The sequence below is a fragment of the Planococcus circulans genome, from assembly GCF_020023385.1.
Lineage (GTDB): Bacteria > Bacillota > Bacilli > Bacillales_A > Planococcaceae > Planococcus.
In genome coordinates, this window is record NZ_JAIQCL010000001.1 from 610,054 (window position 1) to 628,293 (window position 18,240).

The following is an 18,240-nucleotide window of genomic DNA, read 5'->3' on the forward strand; positions in this document are numbered from 1 at the left end:
AACCAGAAACAACATAAACTTCATAAGATATTTCTTATCTAGAGAGACGGAGGGATTTGGCCCTGTGAAGTCTCAGCAACCAGTCTGATGAAGACACGGTGCTAATTCCAATAGGCTACGCCTAACAGATGAGAAGAATGCATTTCCAGTCAGGGGCTTTCTTCTTTTTTGAAGAAAAGCCCCTGTTTTATTGTTGAGAGGATGAGTGGAATGACAAAACACAGCTTGGAAACTTTATTGGTTCAAATAGGCAATCGCAGCGACGCTGCTACAGGAGCGGTAAATCCGCCCATCTACTTATCAACGGCTTATGAGCATCAGGGACTTGGACAATCGACCGGCTACGATTACACCCGAACAAAAAACCCGACACGCTCTGTTCTTGAAGAAGGTTTTGCTGAACTGGAAGGCGCAGATGCCGCATTTGCCTGTAGCTCTGGAATGGCTGCCATCCAACTGATTTTGTCGCTGTTCCGTCCGGGAGATGAGATATTGGTGCCGGAAGACATTTATGGCGGAACTTATCGCCTGCTGGACCATTTCGCCTCCGCCTATAATATTCATCCAAAATATGCTGAATTTAAAGATGTACAGGATACAGAAGAAAAAATAACGTTGAATACACGGGCGCTCTTCATTGAAACGCCGACTAATCCGCTTATGCAGGAAATTGATCTGATCGCCTATGCAGCGTTAGCGAAAAAGCATAATCTTCTATTGATTGTCGACAATACATTTCTGACACCCTTCTTCCAGCAGCCAATCGAGCTGGGAGCGGATATTGTCATCCATAGCGCCACTAAGTATATCGGCGGCCATAATGATGTGCTTGCCGGATTGGTTGCCGCAAAAGGTGAAAGCATCTGCGAGCGGCTGTCATTCTTCCACAACTCAGTGGGGGCAGTGTTGTCCCCCTTCGACTCCTGGCTGTTGGTACGCGGATTAAAAACCTTGCCGTTGCGCATGAGACAGCATGAAGCAAATGCAAAAGCCATCGCGGAATTCCTGTCGCAGCAAGCAGAGATTTCAGATGTGCTGTATCCCGGAAAAGGCGGCATGTTGTCGTTCCGTCTACAGGAAGAGGAATGGGTCGGGCCTTTCCTGGAAAATATCAAACTCATCACCTTTGCTGAGAGTTTAGGTGGAGTTGAAAGCTTCATCACCTATCCCGCCACCCAGACCCATGCAGATATTCCTTTTGAAGAACGCACTAAACGCGGCGTTTGCAACCGGCTATTACGATTTTCGGTCGGCGTTGAACTCGCTGAAGATTTAATCGCTGATCTGACACAGGCATTTTCGAAATTGAAGAAGGAGGTTGTTGAATATGACTGATCGCATAGAAACCAAGTTTATTCACTCTACCGGAGTTGATCCATTGACGGGTGCTGTAAATGTACCGATTTATTTGTCCTCAACATTCCACCAGAAAAGTTTAGATTCATTCGGTCCCTTCGATTACAGCCGTTCCGGAAATCCGACGCGTCTGGCATTGGAAGAAACCATCGCAAATCTTGAAGGCGGCAAGCGCGGCTTCGCTTTTTCTTCAGGAATGGCCGCCATCTCTTCCGCTTTCATGCTCCTGTCTTCAGGCGATCATGTCCTGGTGTCAGAAGATGTCTACGGAGGTACGTACCGTTTCATCACGGAGGTTTTGGATAAATTCAATATCGAGTATACGTTCGTCAACATGACTGACCTGAATGAAATGGCCAATGCGATCCAGCCGAACACCAAAGTGGTCTACTTGGAAACACCTTCGAATCCGACAATGAACATCACAGATATCGAGATTGCAGCAAAACTGGCAAAAGCCAATGGTTGCCTAACTTTCGTCGATAATACATTCATGACGCCGCTTTATCAGAACCCATTGGCTCTTGGCGCAGATATCGTTCTTCATAGCGCGACGAAATTCCTGTCAGGACATAGCGATGTCGTCGCGGGGCTTGCCGTCACAAAAGATGAAGAGCTCGGAAACCGCCTCGGCTTTATTCAAAACACGTTTGGTTCGGTGTTAGGGGCACAGGATTCCTACCTGCTGATCCAGGGCATCAAAACTCTAGGTGCCCGCCTTGGCCAGTCATCCGAGTCGGCTCGTACCATTGCTGAGTACTTGCACAACCACCCATTGATCGAAGAAGTCTATTACCCAGGATTTTCATTCCATCCCGGCAACCCGATCCACGAACGCCAGGCAAAAAGTGCAGGTGCTGTCCTGTCTTTCCGTCTAAAAGATAAAAAATCAGCCCGCGTCTTTGTGGAACACCTGCGGATTCCGGTATTTGCAGTCAGCCTGGGCGCTGTCGAGTCGATCTTGTCGTATCCGGCAACCATGTCCCATGGCTCTATGCCTGTTGAAGAACGTGAGAAACGCGGCATCACGGATGGCTTGCTCCGTTATTCGGTCGGCCTTGAACATCCCGATGATCTCGTGCAGGATCTTACACAGGCACTGGCTCAAGTAGCCCGCCGCAACGGCTTGAGCATCGCTAACTAGATAAAAATCCTTAGAGAGAAAGAAGGAAAAATCATATGACAACGACTCAAACGGTCACAGCACCATTCAAGGCAGATCACGTCGGAAGCCTGCTTCGGCCGGCTTCCTTACATAAAGCAAGAGAAGATTACAAAGCTGGAGCAATTTCAGCAGAGGAACTTCGGGAAATCGAAACGAAGGAAATCAAACATATCGTCGAGAAACAAATCGAGGTCGGCTTAAAAGCGGTCACAGACGGTGAATTTAGACGATCGTGGTGGCATTTGGATTTCATGGAGCATATCAATGGCTTTGAAGGTTATGTGCCAGAATCCGGTTATCAATTTGCCGGCGAAGAAACAGAGCGTTATGATGTCCGGAACACCGGTGAAATCTCCTTTGATGACAGCCATCCGTTCATCAGGGATTTCCTTGAACTCAAAGACATCGTTGATGGCAGAGCAGTTCCGAAGTTAACGATTCCAAGCCCCAACCAATTTTTCAACGCCGGCATCCGCGATAATTCAATTTATCCGGACATTGAAGAATACGCACAAGCCATCATCCATGTGTATCGCGATGCGATTCAGGCATTCTATCAGGCAGGCGTCCGTTACCTGCAGATCGACGACGTTTATATCGCCGGCCTTTCTTCACCGGAGATTCCATTCAGCGAAGGCGATTACGACCGCGACTATTTAATTGATTTGGCACTTCGCGTAACCAATGGCGCACTTGAAGGAAAGCCAGAGGATCTGACAGTGACAACTCATCTATGCCGTGGAAACTATAAGTCGAAATGGGCTTTCGAAGGCAGCTACGCCTTAATCGCACCAACGATCTTCGCAAAAGAAAAAGTGGACGGGTTCTTCCTTGAATATGACGATGACCGTTCCGGCTCATTCAAACCGCTGGAACATATTCCAGCAGGCGGCGCAAAAGTCGTCTTGGGCGTCTTCACCTCGAAGAACGGAGAACTGGAAGACAAGGAATCCATCAAAGCACGCGTCGCGGAAGCTGCCGAATTTGTGCCGCTTGAGCAATTATGCATCAGCCCGCAATGCGGCTTTGCTTCTACTCATCACGGCAACGAACTGACAGAACAGCAGCAATGGGATAAATTAAAGTATATTGTGGACGTTTCTAAAGAGATTTTCGGATGAATGGAGATGACAAAGCTCTTTGCCGACCCGGCAAAGAGCTTTGTTCTGACTTCAGATTCATCAGCTGAGCGTTTGTGGTCGTTCAGAGATATTTGGTGCCGTTCAGGCAAAATCCACAGAAGCGAAAATGTTTTTACTTTGATTTACTTCTTTTTTAAATGGCTATTAAGAATTTACAATATTAGTTATATAAACCTATTATCTGTATGGAAATTGATCAAAAAAGCAAATTTTTTAATATACTTCACGAAGAATGATTGACATTCTCAATTAGCCCTCTATAATTGGTACTGAGAATGATTTTCATTTAACTTCTCAATTACATAACAAAGGGAGAGACATCTATGAACAAACTTTTTTACCTTGTACTAGCTTTCTTGCTTCTTGTGTTAACGGCATGCGGAAACGGCGATGCATCCGAACCGGCAACAACTGATGCTACCGAGGAAGCGCCTGAAAGCACTGAGGTTAACTTATACACTGCAAGACATTATGATGTTGACGATGAACTGTATAAGAAATTCGAAGAAGAAACTGGCATTAAAGTAAACCTCATCAAGGGGGAAGCAGATGAATTGCTTGAGCGTATCAAACGCGAAGGCGATGGCACTGAAGCAGATTTATTCTTAACTGCAGATGCTGGACGCCTATTCCGTGCAAAAGACGATGGATTGCTTCAGGCAGTGTCGAGTGACCTTCTAAACGAGCAGATTCCAGAAAACTTCCGTGACACTGATCAAATGTGGTACGGCTTAACTAAACGCGCACGCGTAATTGTCTATGATAAAAACACAGTGAAACCCGAAGAGCTTTCAACATACGAAGCATTGACAGAAGATGCTTGGAAGGGCCGTGTATTGATCCGTAGCTCCGAAAATGTCTACAACCAGTCATTATTGGCTTCATTCATCGAGCTGGATGGTGAAGAGCAGGCAAAAGAATGGGCTGCAGGACTGGTGGAGAATTTCGCCCGTGACCCTGAAGGCGGAGACCGTGATCAAGCCAAAGCGATTGCTGCAGGAGTCGGCGATGTCGCCATTATGAATAGCTACTACTTCGGACAGATGCTGAATTCTGAAGATCCGGCTGAAGTGGAAGTTGCAGAAAGCCTCGGCTTATTCTTCCCGAACCAGGAAACGACTGGAACCCACGTAAATGTCAGTGGCGCAGGAGTTGTCAAGGCTTCCAAGAACAAAGAAAATGCCATTAAACTGCTTGAGTTCCTATCTGCTCCAGAAGCACAAGGAACGTTTGCAGAAGCCAATTATGAGTATCCGGTAAATCCACAAGTTGAGCCTTCTGAACTGCTGAAATCATGGGGCGAGTTCGAGGAGCAGGACATCCCATTATCTGTTTTGGGAGAAAACAATGCAAAATCGATTTTGATTTTTAATGAAGTAGGCTGGAAATAATCGTTATGCTGTCCCCTTGCTGTGTGTGTTTAGCAGCAAGGGATTTCTTGCGATTGGAAGGGTGTAGAGGAACATGCAAAGAAGATTAGCAAATGTAAATGTTTGGACGGTTGCAGCCATCGCTATTATCGCTGCCTTGTTTTTGCCGAACTTAACGATTGTAACGGGCCTGCTCACACCCTCCAATGAAAACTGGGAGCATATGAAAGAGTTCGTCCTATGGTCCTTCGTCAAAAATTCTGTGATTTTGGTTGTTGCTACTGCTGTATCGACGATTATCATCGGCCTGAGCCTGGCGTGGCTGATTGCCCAATACCAGTTCCCATTCCGTCGATTTTTGAAATGGGCATTGATCTTGCCACTTTCCATTCCACCTTTTATCGGTGCTTATACATACCATGGCATCGTCAATTATACTGGCGTGATCCAGACAACGCTTCGCGAGCATTTTGGCATGGCATTGAATCCGGCGCACTTCGACATCATGAACCTGCCAGGTGCAATTTTCATCTATACGATTTTTCTCTTTCCATATGTTTATACCATTTCTCAAGTTTTTCTGTCGCAGCAATCCGCTTCTTTAATTGAGAGTACCCGGTTGCTCGGAAAAGGGGCATGGCGAACGTTTTTCCAGGTCGTTGTTCCGATTTCCCGGATTTCCATCATTGCGGGCGCCAGTTTGGTTGTCCTTGAAGTGCTGAATGATTATGGAGTGGTGAAATACTACGGCATTCAGACCTTTACAACAGCAATCTTTCAAACATGGTTCGGCTTGGGCGACCTCGAAACATCCATTAAGCTCGCAGCTTCCTTGATGGGTTTTGTCATAGTGATCCTACTTATTGAAAAAATACTGAGAGGCAGACGGCAGTACAGTTATTCTTCCACTAAAGTTCGCCCCCTTCCGCTTATCCAACTGACAGGCTGGAAGGCATTTGCAGCAGCTGGCTATGGTTTCGCCATACTGGGCTTAGGATTTTTCATACCTGTTGCCCAGCTGATCGATTGGACGATTTTGACTTTTGGAACCATTCCACTTGATGATTTCATGGCTTATATGAGAAACTCCATCTTTGTGGCAGGATTCAGCGCCGCAGCCATTATCATTTTCGCATTGATCGTCGGCAATTTCGCCCGCCTTGTTCAGGGACGATTGGCTAAACTGCTGCCGAAACTGACAGTTCTTGGCTACTCTATTCCCGGAGCAGTCATTGCAGTGGCTGTCGTAACCGCCTTTGTCGCATTGGATGAGTTTCTGGCCCCGCTTTATCGAATGGCCGGCATGAATACAACACTCGTCCTCAGCGTCAGTATCCTGTTGCTTATCACTGCTTACATCATCCGCTTTTTCGCGATCGGCTTTAGTTCGATCGAGACTGGCTATGATAAAATCGGAACGGATTTTCAGGATGCTTCCCGCCTCCTTGGTGCCGGGCTGACGAGAACTTTTTTCAAAGTGGATATGCCCTTAATGAAAGGCGCGATTATCAGTGGCTTCATCTTAGTTTTTATCGATGTGCTGAAAGAAATTCCGTTAACCTTGATTTTAAGGCCGTTTAATTTTGATACACTTTCTACAAAAGCTTTTCAGTATGCAAGTGATGAAAAAATCATGGAAGCTTCCCAAGCTTCTTTATTGATTGTTGGCATCAGTGCTTTAGCCATCGTCATCTTTTATAAGTTTTTGGAAAAGGAGATGGATTGACATGTTTGTATCGATTGAAAACCTAAGCTTTTCCTATCCGAATACAAGAGTTCCTGCACTCGATAATTTCTCATTGCAGATTGAAAAAGGAGAAGTGATCTCGATTCTCGGAAGAAGCGGAAGTGGGAAAAGCACGGTTTTGCGTTTGTTGGCCGGGCTTGAAAAACCATCTAATGGAAAAATCGCGATTCAAGATCAGGTTCTTGTTGATGACCGCAATTTTGTACAGCCTGAAAAGCGTGGAATCGGCATGGTGTTTCAGGACTATGCGCTGTTTCCTCATTTGACGGTTGCTGACAATATCTTGTTTGGTCTTTTCCGCCTGAAAAAAGCTGCAAAGCAGAAGCGCCTCCAGGAAGTCTTGGAGCTCGTAGAACTGCAGGGCTATGCAAAGCGCTATCCCCATCAATTGAGCGGTGGCCAGCAGCAGCGTGTAGCGATAGCGAGAGCACTTGCTCCAAACCCTTACCTTCTCTTACTCGATGAACCATTCAGCAATCTGGATGCAGAGCTGCAGGAGAAAATACGCAAAGAGTTGCGGGATATTCTGAAAAAAGCTAACATCACTTCCATTTTTGTCACGCATGATGAAAAGGATGCCCATATCCTCGCAGATCGGATTGTCAAAATCAGAAATGGCCGAACCAACTTTATCGGTCGCCCATGTGATTTGCTTGATGTTTATCGAAATGAAAAACAAAGTATTCCATCAGTATCAGAAGATAAAGAACTCTTGTATACCTGAAAAAAGCCAACGCCCGCTCTGTAAGCAGCGGTGTGTTGGCTATTTTTTATTCCTATTCGTTTCAATTTCGAAGCATTTATAGTCGTTTAAATGGATTTGTGGGCATTCAGGCAGATTTGTGGGCGTTCAAAAAAATTTGCAGTCGTTCAGCCAAAATCCATGCAAAAAAACCCAGCCGCCTGATAACAGCGAATGGGTTTCTTCTATTAATATAAGTATGGTTTAGTTTTCTCCAGCTGCCGATAAGCTTGCCGTTTTTTGCTTCAGATCATCCGTTTCAATCGTTTTACGGGCAACACCTGTCTCTATTGCTGCTCTAGCAACTGCAGCCGCAACTGCAGAAGCTACACGCAAATCAAATGGTTTCGGGATGACATAATCTTCATGCAGCTCATCTGTCTCCAATAAACCCGCTATCGCTTCGACAGCAGCGATTTTCATCGCGTCGTTGATATCTGTAGCCAGGACATCCAAGGCACCTCTAAAGAGACCTGGGAAAGCCAATACATTGTTGACCTGGTTCGGGAAGTCGGAGCGTCCTGTGCCCACGACTCTGGCTCCCGCCCGCTTCGCCAAATGCGGAAGAATTTCAGGATTCGGATTGGCCATTGCAAAGATGATGGCATCGCTGTTCATGGTTCTGACCATCTCTTCAGTCAAAGCACCTTCTGCCGAAACGCCGATAAAGACATCCGCTCCGTGGATGACATCTGCCAATAAGCCTTCCTTGCGGTCGTAATTGCTCATTTCAGCCACTTCTTCTTTATATGGATTCATGCCATTTTTGCGCCCTTTGTAAATGGCACCTTTCGTATCACACATGATCAGATGGCCGAAGCCGAATTTACTCAGTAATTTAACAATGGCAATCCCCGCAGCTCCTGCACCGTTTACAACGATTTTGGTTTCCTGCACGTCCTTGCCCACCAATTTCAATGCATTGATCAGGCCAGCCAATGTAACGATGGCGGTGCCATGTTGATCATCATGAAACACGGGGATGCCCATCTCTTTTTTCAGGCGCTCTTCCACAATGAAACAAGTAGGGGCTGAAATGTCTTCAAGGTTGACGCCGCCGAAACCCGGTTCAAGCAATTTCACCGTTTGGATGATGGTTTCAGCATCTGTCGTATCCAGGCAAATCGGGAATGCATCCACTCCAGCAAATTCCTTGAACAATATAGCCTTTCCTTCCATAACCGGCAATGCTGCCAGCGGCCCTATATTGCCAAGTCCCAGGACAGCTGTACCGTCTGTAACTACAGCAACCATATTGCTCTTCATCGTATAGTCGTGGACTTTCGCTGGATCTGCAGCGATCTCCCTGCAAGGTTCAGCAACTCCTGGAGAATAAGCGAGGCTCAAGTCCCTTTCGTTTTCTACTGCCACTTTCGACCGAATCTCCAATTTCCCTTGATGCGTCCGATGCAATTGCAACGAGTCGTTTTTCAGCTTAGACATTTGCCTCATCTCCCTTTGTTTATAATTGTTCATTATAAAGGGTATTCGAATAATTGAAAGAGTTTTCGCTCAATTCGGGAAATTTCAGACTTTAGGCGGATAAAGCGTTAAAGGTTCATTACAAGGTTCATTTTCTTATTCTGACTATAAATTTCTGGCTCTTGTGAATCCCCTCAAAAACAGAATCGTTCCAATTGCTTTTTAACCATCTTTATATAGCTGTCCAGCCTCCATCAACCTTAATCGTTTCACCTGTTACAAAATTAGCCAAATTCGAAGCCAAATACAAAACCGCACCAGAGATGTCTTCAGGCTGTGATAAACCATCTAGCAAGATTCGATTGTCGACATCTTTTTTGAACTCCTTATCTTCAAACATACTTGCAGTCAGCTCAGTCTCGATAAAAGTCGGCGCCACTGCATTAACTCGAATCCCATGACTCGCCCATTCTACAGCCAAAGCTTTCGTCAACTGCACAAGGCCGCCTTTGCTCGAACAATAGGCAGCCCTTTTAATGTAACCGACAAATGCCATTTGGGAAGCAATGTTAATGATGCGCCCGCTCTGTTGTTCGAGCATGTACCTCCCCGCCGCCTGACTAGCAAAGAATGCCGTCTTTAAGTTCAAGTCCAGCACCGTGTCCCAATCCTCTTCTGTCACTTCCATTGCTGGCTTTGCAATATTGACCCCTGCATTATTAATCAGCACATCGACGGTTCCAAATTCGGACGCTGCTGTGTCAATCAGTTTACGGATTTCCACAATATCGCTTAAATCTCCGGAAACAGCTATGCATTTTGGATTGTGCTTTTGCAGCTCGGTCAGTGCTGACTCCAGAACAGTTTGATTTCTTCCGGAAATTACTACATTGGCTTCCAACTTGGCGAAAGTCAGTGCGATGTCTTTTCCAATTCCCCTACTGCCTCCAGTAACAATGACTGTTTTGTTTTTCAATTCGGAGAAATAGTCGCTCATTCAGATTTCCCCACTTTCAAATCATTTTTTAAAAAGTGAATTAATATCTGTTCCCGCTCTTCGTTCAACCTTACTGAAGTATCAGGATTCCAGGAATAAAACCCTTCTCCACTTTTATCGCCCAACTTGTTTTCTTCAACCAGCTTTGACAAAGTTTCACCTGAGCGTTGGTCTGTCGCCAAATCCTCGAACAAATAATTGGAAATTGCCGAGAAGACATCCAGTCCTCCCATATCCGCCGTCATAAGTGGTCCTGTAACAGGTAACCTGCGTCCGATACTGTAGGTAACTGCCGCATCGATATCTTCTTTTGAAGCGGCTCCAGCATCCAATAATGCCTGTGCCTCTCGGAATAAAGCATATTGCAGACGATTACCGATGAATCCTGGAATTTCCTTATTGAGCAATATCGGTTTCTTATTCATAACTTGTAAAAGTTCCATTGCCCGTTGAATGGTTTTTTCATTCGTATACTGACCTTTTACCACTTCTACCAATGGAATAAGGTGTCCTGGATTCCAAAAATGAGTCACCACAAAACGCTCAGGATGTCTCAGATCTTCAGCCAATAAACTCGGTTTGAAACCGGAAGTATTGCTGGCAATGATCACTTCATCTCCAATTATCTTTTCCAATCGATTATACAAATCTTTTTTCAGATCTAAAATCTCAGGTATGACTTCGATAATGAAAGTGGAGTTAGAAATTGCTTCTTCAAGAGAAGTGGTCAAGACAATGCCTTTTTTAATTTCTTCAGCCTGCTCAACTGTGATTAATTCGTTGTCTGTCATTACTTTGAGTTTATTACTTAGTCCTCTATCAGCATTTTTAAGATCTTGCTCATTGATTCCGAAAACTTTTACGATTTGGCCGGCCCATGCCGCTGACAAGGCAATTGAATGGCCCATCGTTCCTGCGCCAAGGATTGAAACTTTCTCCATCATCTGCACCTCTCCATCTTTTACTTGATAAAAAAACTGCCCAACAAACTTTATCATGCATCGTTTGTTGGGCGGTTTCATCTTATAATCCAAGTGAGAATAACACTACTGCCAGGACAGCACCAAGCAATGGTACGACAACTGATAATGCACCGAATGCCGGATAAGCATCACGATGCGTCTCTCCAGCAATCGAACGAATGGTTGTGACTACATAGCCGCCTTGCGGCAATGAATCCAATGAACCAGAAGAAATAGAAACTGTTCGATGCAAGGCTTCGGGATCGACGCCCATATCCAAGTAATGAGGTGCCAGCAACGGCAATGCAATTGCTTGACCACCTGAAGACGATCCTGTCAGTCCAGCAATGACCGCTACTGCCAATGCTCCGCCGATCAACGGGCTTCCAGGGATTCCTGTCATCACATCAACTGCCGCTTCAAAAGAAGGTGTCACTCTGACAACTCCACCAAAACCAACTACAGCCGCCGTATTGGCGATAGCAATAACCGCTCCCATAGCGCCGTCACTAAAAGCTTTGCTAAGATTTTCGAAGTATTTTCGATTGATGAGATAGGTGCTTAAAATACCACCGCTCAACGCAATAATTAAAGCCGAAGTACCAAGGGAATCATGGAATATATACGAGATAATCAATACGACTAAAAGCGGAATCATACTCAAAAGAGGATTCGGCAATTCTTTTCGGCTTTCTGCAGAAGGATCTGTTTTTCTAGAAACAAAATGCTCACCTTTTGCTACTGCTTTACCAATCATCTTCTTCAACCACCAATAACCGAAAACCATCATAAAAATCGCTACAATTAAACTGACTTGCCATCCTGCATAAGGGGATGTCCCTAAAAATTCAATCGGAATCCAGTTCTGGATTTCCGGTGATCCAGCAGAGGTCATCGTAAAAGTCGTCGATCCGAAAGCCAGTGCCGCTGGAATAAAGCGCCGCGGCAAGTCCGCCTGTTTGAAAAGGCTAAGAGCCATTGGATAAACAGAGAACGCTACGACGAATAAGCTAACTCCGCCATAAGTCAAAACTGCACAAGCAATTACTACTGCCAAAGCTGCTCGTTTCATACCGATTTTGCTGACAATCCATTTCGAAACACTATCAGCTGCACCGCTGTCTTCCATCACTTTACCGAAAATAGCCCCTGTCAGGAACATCAAATACCAGGAGGCGATGAACCCTGTAAATCCAGTCATGTAATTTGTTAAAAAGTTGGCGGCCCCTTCTTCAGCAAGCTGGGGAAACAAAGGTAGTCCATTTAGTACAGCTACAAACAAAGCAGTCAAAGGTGCTGCGATGAGCAAGTTCATTCCGCGCATCGTCAAATATATCAATAGAAGCAACCCGCCAAACATTCCAATCATGCCAAGCATTTATACTACCCCCATACCCTTCAAGTTAAATAAGTTGAACTTAATATATTCAATAAAAACTATCTTTCTTTGTATCTGATTCTTAGAAGAATGGACGATCAACCCTTTAATCCACTATATGCAGTTTATTTATTGCCATATCTTCTGACTCTGAGGAGTGCTTGTTCTGCATGTCCTGCGAAGTTTTCAAGCTGACACAAACGTGCCGCATATTCACCGATATATGCACTCGCTTCTGGTGTCACTTTCTGATAGGTGACTGTCTTAATGAATTTTCCGACCCATAATCCCCCGGTATAACGAGCTGCGCCTTTTGTCGGCAAAGTGTGGTTGGTCCCAATCACCTTATCACCGTATGCAACATTCGTTTCCGGTCCAAGGAACAAACAACCGTAATTCGTCATATTTTCCAGGAAGTAATCCGGGTTTTCCGTCAGAATCTCAACGTGTTCAAAAGCTAAGCGATCCGCTTCAATCCTTGCTTCCTCTATTGAATCAACTAAAAGGATTTGCCCATAATCTTCCCAGGAAACACTTGCAACATCTGCAGTTGGCAAAGTCTTTAATTGACGTTCGATTTCCTTCACCGTTTCATTTGCCAGTTCTTCTGATGTGGTAATTAAAGCACCAGGCGAAGTCGGTCCATGCTCCCCTTGACCCAATAGGTCCGTTGCCACCATCTCGGCATCAGCTGTGTGATCTGCTACGACTAAAGTTTCGGTAGGTCCTGCAAACAAATCAATTCCGACGCGTCCATACAGCTGACGTTTTGCCTCAGCAACAAACGCATTACCCGGTCCGACGATCATATCAACCGATTCGATGGTTTCAGTTCCAATCGCCATGGCTGCCATTGCCTGAATTCCGCCCAGCAAATAGATTTCATCCGCTCCGGCAAGTGACATCGCTGCAATCGTCGCATTTGGAATTTCGCCATTGATTGGAGGCGTGCAAGCGATTACACGTTTAACCCCTGCGACTTTAGCGGTCAAAACGCTCATGTGCGCTGAAGCAACCATCGGATAGCGTCCGCCTGGAATGTAGCAGCCTACACTGTTGACTGGAATGTTCTTATGGCCCAGAATGACACCAGGAATATTTTCGACCTCAATATCATGCATAGAAGCTAATTGCGCTTCTGCAAACTCGCGGATATTCTTTTGAGCAAATTTTATATCTTCAATGACACTATCCGGCACTTTGGAAACGATTTCATTTATCTGTTCGGTAGATAAACGGAAAGATTCAGGTACCCATTTATCAAACTTCTCGGAAAGTTCGCGTACCGCTTGATCGCCACGCTCTTCTACATCCTTTAATGCTCCGGCAACAATTTGCGAAACCTTTGAATCGTTAGCGCTTACTTCTTCCTGTGATTTACCTGCTTTTAAGACTTTCATCATAATTAACTCCTCCATTTTTCAATATGAATACGTATGCAAAAGTGAGACTATTTAGATAGTATGTGAATATTTCTTGAAAGTCAACATCTATTACGTTGTTTTCCGTTCAATAAATGCACCTTCTATTTCCAGGATCCTTGCGGTGCCTGTATATTCGGCTATTTCAGCTAATAAATAAGCAACTGTTTCTTCAACCATCTTTTCAATCGGCTGTTCCCATGTCGTCAGTTCATAGGCTGGCCATGATGCCATATCAATATTGTCGAAGCCAATGACCTTGACCTGCTTAGGCACTTGAATCCTTTTTTTCCGCAATGCATCCAAAACGCCCAACGCCATAATATCATTCGCCACGAAAAAAGCGGTGGGCAGCCTGCCATTTTCGATTATGGTAAGAGCTGTGGCATATCCACCTCCATAGGTGTAATCTGAAGAATATTTTGCATAACTCAGCTTATGCTGTTCCAACACTTCCCTGAAACCTTTTTCACGTTCCAGACTTGTTGATGTATTTTCATTTCCCGAAATATACGCCATATCCGTTGAACCTTCCGCGATTAAGTATTCAGCGATTACACGTCCAGCATTCAAATTGTTGCAGCATACTGAATAGAAATCAGATAAGTTTAATTTCCGATTAAAAAATACCAAGGGAATATGGTTCGCCTTGAAGCTCTCAGCTACCTTCAACGACATCGTGGCATCTGTAATAACCACCCCTGCGACGTTATAATTCAATAAAGTTTCGACGTCCTCTGTTTGGATTTCATCGTTATTGGTATGGACAAACAGCACACTGTACCCATGCTTTTTAAACGAAGCGGTGAATTGCGTCAACACTTGGGGATAAAATGGGTTTTCCACACCTTTCATCACCAGGCCGATGATTTTCGTCCGGCTTGTGATTAGGCTTCTGGCAAATTCATTCGGGCGATAGCCCAGCTCTTCAGCTGCAGCCAAAACTTTTTTACGTGTTCTTTCCGAAACTTTGGCTCCTTCAAAGTATACTCTGGAGACAGATGATTGCGAAACGCCTGCCAGCTTTGCAACGTCTTTTGCATTAATCGGAGGTTTCATTTGGTTCAACCCTTTTCCACTATTCTTGAATTCTAGCTTACACTAAATCCGACTATCTGACATCCGTTGTTTTTTGATCGATAAAAAGCCTGCCATTCCTCGGCAGGCGCTCTTTTTCATTCTGTTTCAAGCTCTTCCAAAACGGAGGTCACGACAAATTCCTCTTGGCCTTCCTCCTGCATCCGGTATTCACGTTTTATCTCGCCATAACCTTCGGCAAAATAAGATCTGCTGAGTGAATCTTCCTCACCTTCACGTTCGAGCACAACCACTTGCTCAAAATTTTTAAAAGGGGTTTCAACTGTCGCATCCGTTTCGACGACTGTCCGCTCTCCGATAACCGTTCCGGATTCCAATGGGAAGGTCAGGTAAGTCCGGATGGGCTCGAGCGCCTCCAGTTCTTCGCGTGTTGCTGTGTAGTCTTCGTAAAACTCAACTTGTTCTTCCACCAGTTCGATTGCGTCTTCGCTCAGCCTGTAAACTCTCAGTGCTACGGTTCCGCCATTGTCTTCATAAACGGCCACATGCTCGCCTTCCAGATAAACTGTCCGAAGTGTAAAACTGGCGTACTCATTTCCTTCACCGAGAAAAGAAGCTGTCGAACCGTCCGGCATAAAATAATCATACGGATCTACAGTCGCTGCCTCCTCTTCAGAAGCAGGCTCACTTACGGCTTCTTCTGCACGTTCCGGGTCATCCGCCGTTATGTTGGTATCCGACCCTGGGGGAATCTGCACTTCCGGCTCTTCATTGCCACACGCTCCCAAAAGCAGCACCAACGCTAAACTGCAACTTAGTAGTCTGGGCATACGAATCCTCTCCTCTTAAAGAAGTGGCGTAGTGGACTGTTCGGCTTCCAGATACCGCTACAAATGAAATGAATCATCATAAAGCGGCTTCATGTGCAAATCATACTCTTTTTTTACATCTTCAATATCATAGATTTTACCGGGATTGTCGGGACTGTTCATTTGCTCTACCTGCTCATGGACCAAATCGGCAAAATACTTTCCACAGGCAATGTCATTTGGATACTTTGCCTTCACTTTAGCCACCAGCTCTTCATTGAGTGTTTGATTGAACGCATGATACATGGCGGCATTAACAATCGTCAACGATTTTTTCGAAGCATAAGACACCATATAATAATTCCCGTAACGGTCCTTGAGCAAATCCCTCTTCGCCACAATCTCCATAACTTCGCCCTCCTTTAGTTCTATACTGTTCCATACCCTTCCACCTGTTCAAAAAAACAGCCCGCGAAAATATCGCGCGGGCTGCTTTTCTTCTAAATATTCCTTCGTCTGGAAATAACACAAAGAGACTTTTAGATTGGCGTTCCTTAGTCCAGCAATTCCGGGTCTTTCTTATCCGATCTGCTGTGGGCCGTTCAGATGTGCATGAGAATATCGTTTTTCCATAAAGTCATAAGCGCCATAAGCGGATTTTTTCCGGTTTCTTCTTTCGGTCGAGAATGCCCCTTACATCGAAGACAATCCCTTGCTGTCCAAGCAATAAGCTCTCAAATTGCTGCCAGCCTCCTTCTTTATAGGGCTTATGCGGCACGGCCAATATAACGGCATGTGCCGGTTTCAACTGGTGCTCGCTTAAGATATTCGATTCGTAATAACGTTCTGCATCCTCTTCTGATGCATAAGGATCGGCCAACTGCACTTCAATGCCGTATTCCTTCAGCTCCTTTACGATATCAATCACCTTGGAATTTCGCAGGTCGGGGATATCCTCTTTAGAAGAAAGCCCTAATACTGTGACGCGTCCGTCCGCTATGCTGATATTCTCCTGAATCATTTTTTTGATCAGCGACTGCGCAATGAATCTGCCCATCCCGTCATTGATGTTACGTCCCGATAAAATCACTTCTGAGTTATAGCCGACCATTTTTGCTTTATTCGCCATATAAAATGAAGCCACCTCAATCCCGTGTCCACCGACCAGATCCGGAAACGCCTTCACGAAATCCCGTTTGCTTCCTGCTGTCTCCAAAACCTCTTGAGTATCGATTTTTAAGCGCTCGCAAATCAGCGCCAATTCGTTCATCAACGCCACATTGACATCCCGCTGAATGTTCTCGATCAGCTTTGCTGTTTCAGCAACACGGATAGACGGCGCTTTATGGATGCCGCCAGTCACGACACTTCCATATACAAGTTCCAGAAAATCCGTCACTTCTTCATTTTGCCCTGCCACAACTTTTTTTATTTTTGTAAAGCGGTTTTTTTTGTCTCCCGGTAAAATTCTGGCAGGGGAATAGCCAACAAAAAATTCCTTCCCGCTTTCAAAGCCTGAATATTTCTCCAGCAGCGGAATACAAATCTCCTCGGTCATCCCCGGTGCCACAGTCGATTCCAAGACTACTACCGCCCCTTTTTTCATATGTCCACCCACACATCTGCAGGCCCCTTCCAAAGCAGAAAGTTCCGGCAGCTTCTCTTCATCCATGGATGCCGGCACAGCAATGATGATGAATCCTGCGTCATTCAGATCCGTTGGGTCAGCCGTAAAAAGGATGGTCGATTTCCTGAACTCCTCACGGCTTACTTCATTCGTTTTATCCATGCCAATCGTTAAGGCCTGAACTCTCTCTATACTTGTATCGTAGCCGATGACAGGGTATTTTTGGTTGAAGGCAACCGCAACGGGCAATCCGACATAGCCCAGACCGACTACGGCTATTTTTAAGTTTTGCAACATAGCACTGAATATCCCCCTTTTTCTACTACCCAGACTCAAGCAGTGGAATTGTCTGAGCTGGTTGTTCCAATCCTCTGCAATGGCCGCTGTCTTTTCTCTTTTATGGAATCCAACAATCAGCTGTATTTTGTTTAGTTTATGCAGAAATCCGGGAATACCGAGCTTCCCTAGGCTCACATGGTGGATTCTTTAATTGGCAGAGCGGCTTCAGGGCATCCTGAATTTAGGCAAGATGTTTTAAAAAAAGTTCGGTTAAAGCAGGTTTTCTTTTTCCATCAGTGAAGTGATCAAAATGGGCTGGCCTTTTGAATTCAATGCCAGTTTCCATGAAATCACATCGTCGACGTTATTGTGGATGTGCATGTTGATGGCAAAGGACTTGAGTCGATCGAAATGGGGAATGCTGCTGCCTGCGAACACAAAACGAGTCTGTGGATGCTTATCGTTTTTTTCCAATGTATTCAAGTCATAGGCATGTGATTTCAAGTTCCCCTGATGATCCACCCCGCATGAGATGCCTCCGATTTCGTCTGCAAATCCAGAAGCACTTTCAACAGTGCCAATTTCCAAACTGCCTGACAGCAATGAAACCGTATTGTTTTCACAATATGTCACCAAATGAATGGTATTCAGGGCATAGGGATAGATTTTGTTCAGGAAAGGATGCTGTTCGATCATGTCATCATTCTGAAATGGCAGATCCCTTCCGAACTCGCCCACATCTTCTTTAAAATAAAGCTCGCTGTGATATTTTTCTGCGTCCATTT

Annotated in this window: 16 protein-coding genes and 1 riboswitch; of the genes, 6 read left to right on the forward strand and 10 right to left on the reverse strand. The window is 45.1% G+C overall.

From position 1 onward, the window contains the following. Positions 1–31 precede the first annotated feature (31 nt). Positions 32–135: riboswitch (SAM riboswitch) on the forward strand. Positions 136–210: 75 nt separating this feature from the next. From K8U60_RS03070 to K8U60_RS03095, 6 genes are all read left to right on the forward strand, one after another. Then, a complete protein-coding gene (locus K8U60_RS03070) occupies positions 211–1,335 on the forward strand; it encodes a methionine biosynthesis PLP-dependent protein (protein WP_223634231.1) in 1,125 nt (374 codons plus the stop codon). Continuing rightward, positions 1,328–2,500 carry a cystathionine beta-lyase gene (metC, locus tag K8U60_RS03075; protein WP_223634234.1) on the forward strand — a complete coding sequence of 391 codons (1,173 nt, stop codon included), beginning with the start codon at positions 1,328–1,330 and terminating at the stop codon, positions 2,498–2,500. Before K8U60_RS03070 ends, metC begins: the two co-directional genes overlap by 8 nt. A 35-nt stretch (positions 2,501–2,535) precedes the next feature. Next, the gene (locus K8U60_RS03080) at positions 2,536–3,642 is read left to right on the forward strand and encodes a 5-methyltetrahydropteroyltriglutamate--homocysteine S-methyltransferase (RefSeq protein ID WP_223634236.1); all 1,107 of its coding nucleotides are present in this window, start codon (positions 2,536–2,538) and stop codon (positions 3,640–3,642) included. A gap of 344 nt (positions 3,643–3,986) precedes the next feature. Continuing rightward, a complete protein-coding gene (locus K8U60_RS03085) occupies positions 3,987–5,054 on the forward strand; it encodes a Fe(3+) ABC transporter substrate-binding protein (RefSeq protein WP_223634238.1) in 1,068 nt (355 codons plus the stop codon). Positions 5,055–5,127: 73 nt separating this feature from the next. Then, positions 5,128–6,759 (forward strand): ABC transporter permease, encoded by a 1,632-nt coding sequence (locus K8U60_RS03090; RefSeq protein ID WP_223634240.1) that lies wholly within the window; start codon positions 5,128–5,130, stop codon positions 6,757–6,759. A gap of 1 nt (position 6,760) precedes the next feature. Then, entirely contained in the window at positions 6,761–7,504 is a 744-nt protein-coding gene (locus tag K8U60_RS03095; RefSeq protein ID WP_223634243.1) for an ABC transporter ATP-binding protein, read from the forward strand. A 222-nt stretch (positions 7,505–7,726) separates the two neighbouring features. Here K8U60_RS03095 and ystJ read toward each other — a convergent pair whose 3' ends face one another. The 10 genes from ystJ to K8U60_RS03145 all read right to left on the reverse strand — a co-directional run bounded on the left by ystJ (position 7,727) and on the right by K8U60_RS03145 (position 18,238). Further along, positions 7,727–8,965 (reverse strand): NADP-dependent malic enzyme, encoded by a 1,239-nt coding sequence (gene ystJ, locus K8U60_RS03100; RefSeq protein WP_223634246.1) that lies wholly within the window; start codon positions 8,963–8,965, stop codon positions 7,727–7,729. A gap of 211 nt (positions 8,966–9,176) precedes the next feature. Further along, entirely contained in the window at positions 9,177–9,941 is a 765-nt protein-coding gene (locus K8U60_RS03105) for an SDR family NAD(P)-dependent oxidoreductase (RefSeq protein WP_223634249.1), read from the reverse strand. Then, complete coding sequence (locus tag K8U60_RS03110; RefSeq protein WP_317851896.1) at positions 9,938–10,885, reverse strand: 3-hydroxyacyl-CoA dehydrogenase family protein; 948 nt, start codon at positions 10,883–10,885, stop codon at positions 9,938–9,940. The genes K8U60_RS03105 and K8U60_RS03110 overlap by 4 nt, the downstream gene beginning before the upstream one ends. A 79-nt stretch (positions 10,886–10,964) precedes the next feature. Then, a complete protein-coding gene (locus tag K8U60_RS03115) occupies positions 10,965–12,281 on the reverse strand; it encodes a GntP family permease (protein ID WP_223634252.1) in 1,317 nt (438 codons plus the stop codon). A 125-nt stretch (positions 12,282–12,406) separates the two neighbouring features. Further along, positions 12,407–13,684, reverse strand: a complete 1,278-nt coding sequence (gene hisD / locus K8U60_RS03120) for a histidinol dehydrogenase (protein WP_223634255.1) — start codon at positions 13,682–13,684, stop codon at positions 12,407–12,409. A gap of 90 nt (positions 13,685–13,774) precedes the next feature. Further along, entirely contained in the window at positions 13,775–14,761 is a 987-nt protein-coding gene (locus tag K8U60_RS03125; protein WP_223634257.1) for a LacI family DNA-binding transcriptional regulator, read from the reverse strand. A 116-nt stretch (positions 14,762–14,877) separates the two neighbouring features. Next, entirely contained in the window at positions 14,878–15,570 is a 693-nt protein-coding gene (locus K8U60_RS03130) for a hypothetical protein (RefSeq protein ID WP_223634259.1), read from the reverse strand. Between the two features lie 57 nt (positions 15,571–15,627). Next, entirely contained in the window at positions 15,628–15,957 is a 330-nt protein-coding gene (locus tag K8U60_RS03135) for a hypothetical protein (protein WP_223634261.1), read from the reverse strand. Between the two features lie 229 nt (positions 15,958–16,186). Beyond that, the gene (locus K8U60_RS03140; protein WP_223634263.1) at positions 16,187–17,473 is read right to left on the reverse strand and encodes a nucleotide sugar dehydrogenase; all 1,287 of its coding nucleotides are present in this window, start codon (positions 17,471–17,473) and stop codon (positions 16,187–16,189) included. A 252-nt stretch (positions 17,474–17,725) separates the two neighbouring features. Further along, positions 17,726–18,238 carry a sugar-transfer associated ATP-grasp domain-containing protein gene (locus K8U60_RS03145; protein ID WP_223634265.1) on the reverse strand — a complete coding sequence of 171 codons (513 nt, stop codon included), beginning with the start codon at positions 18,236–18,238 and terminating at the stop codon, positions 17,726–17,728. Positions 18,239–18,240: the final 2 nt, after the last annotated feature.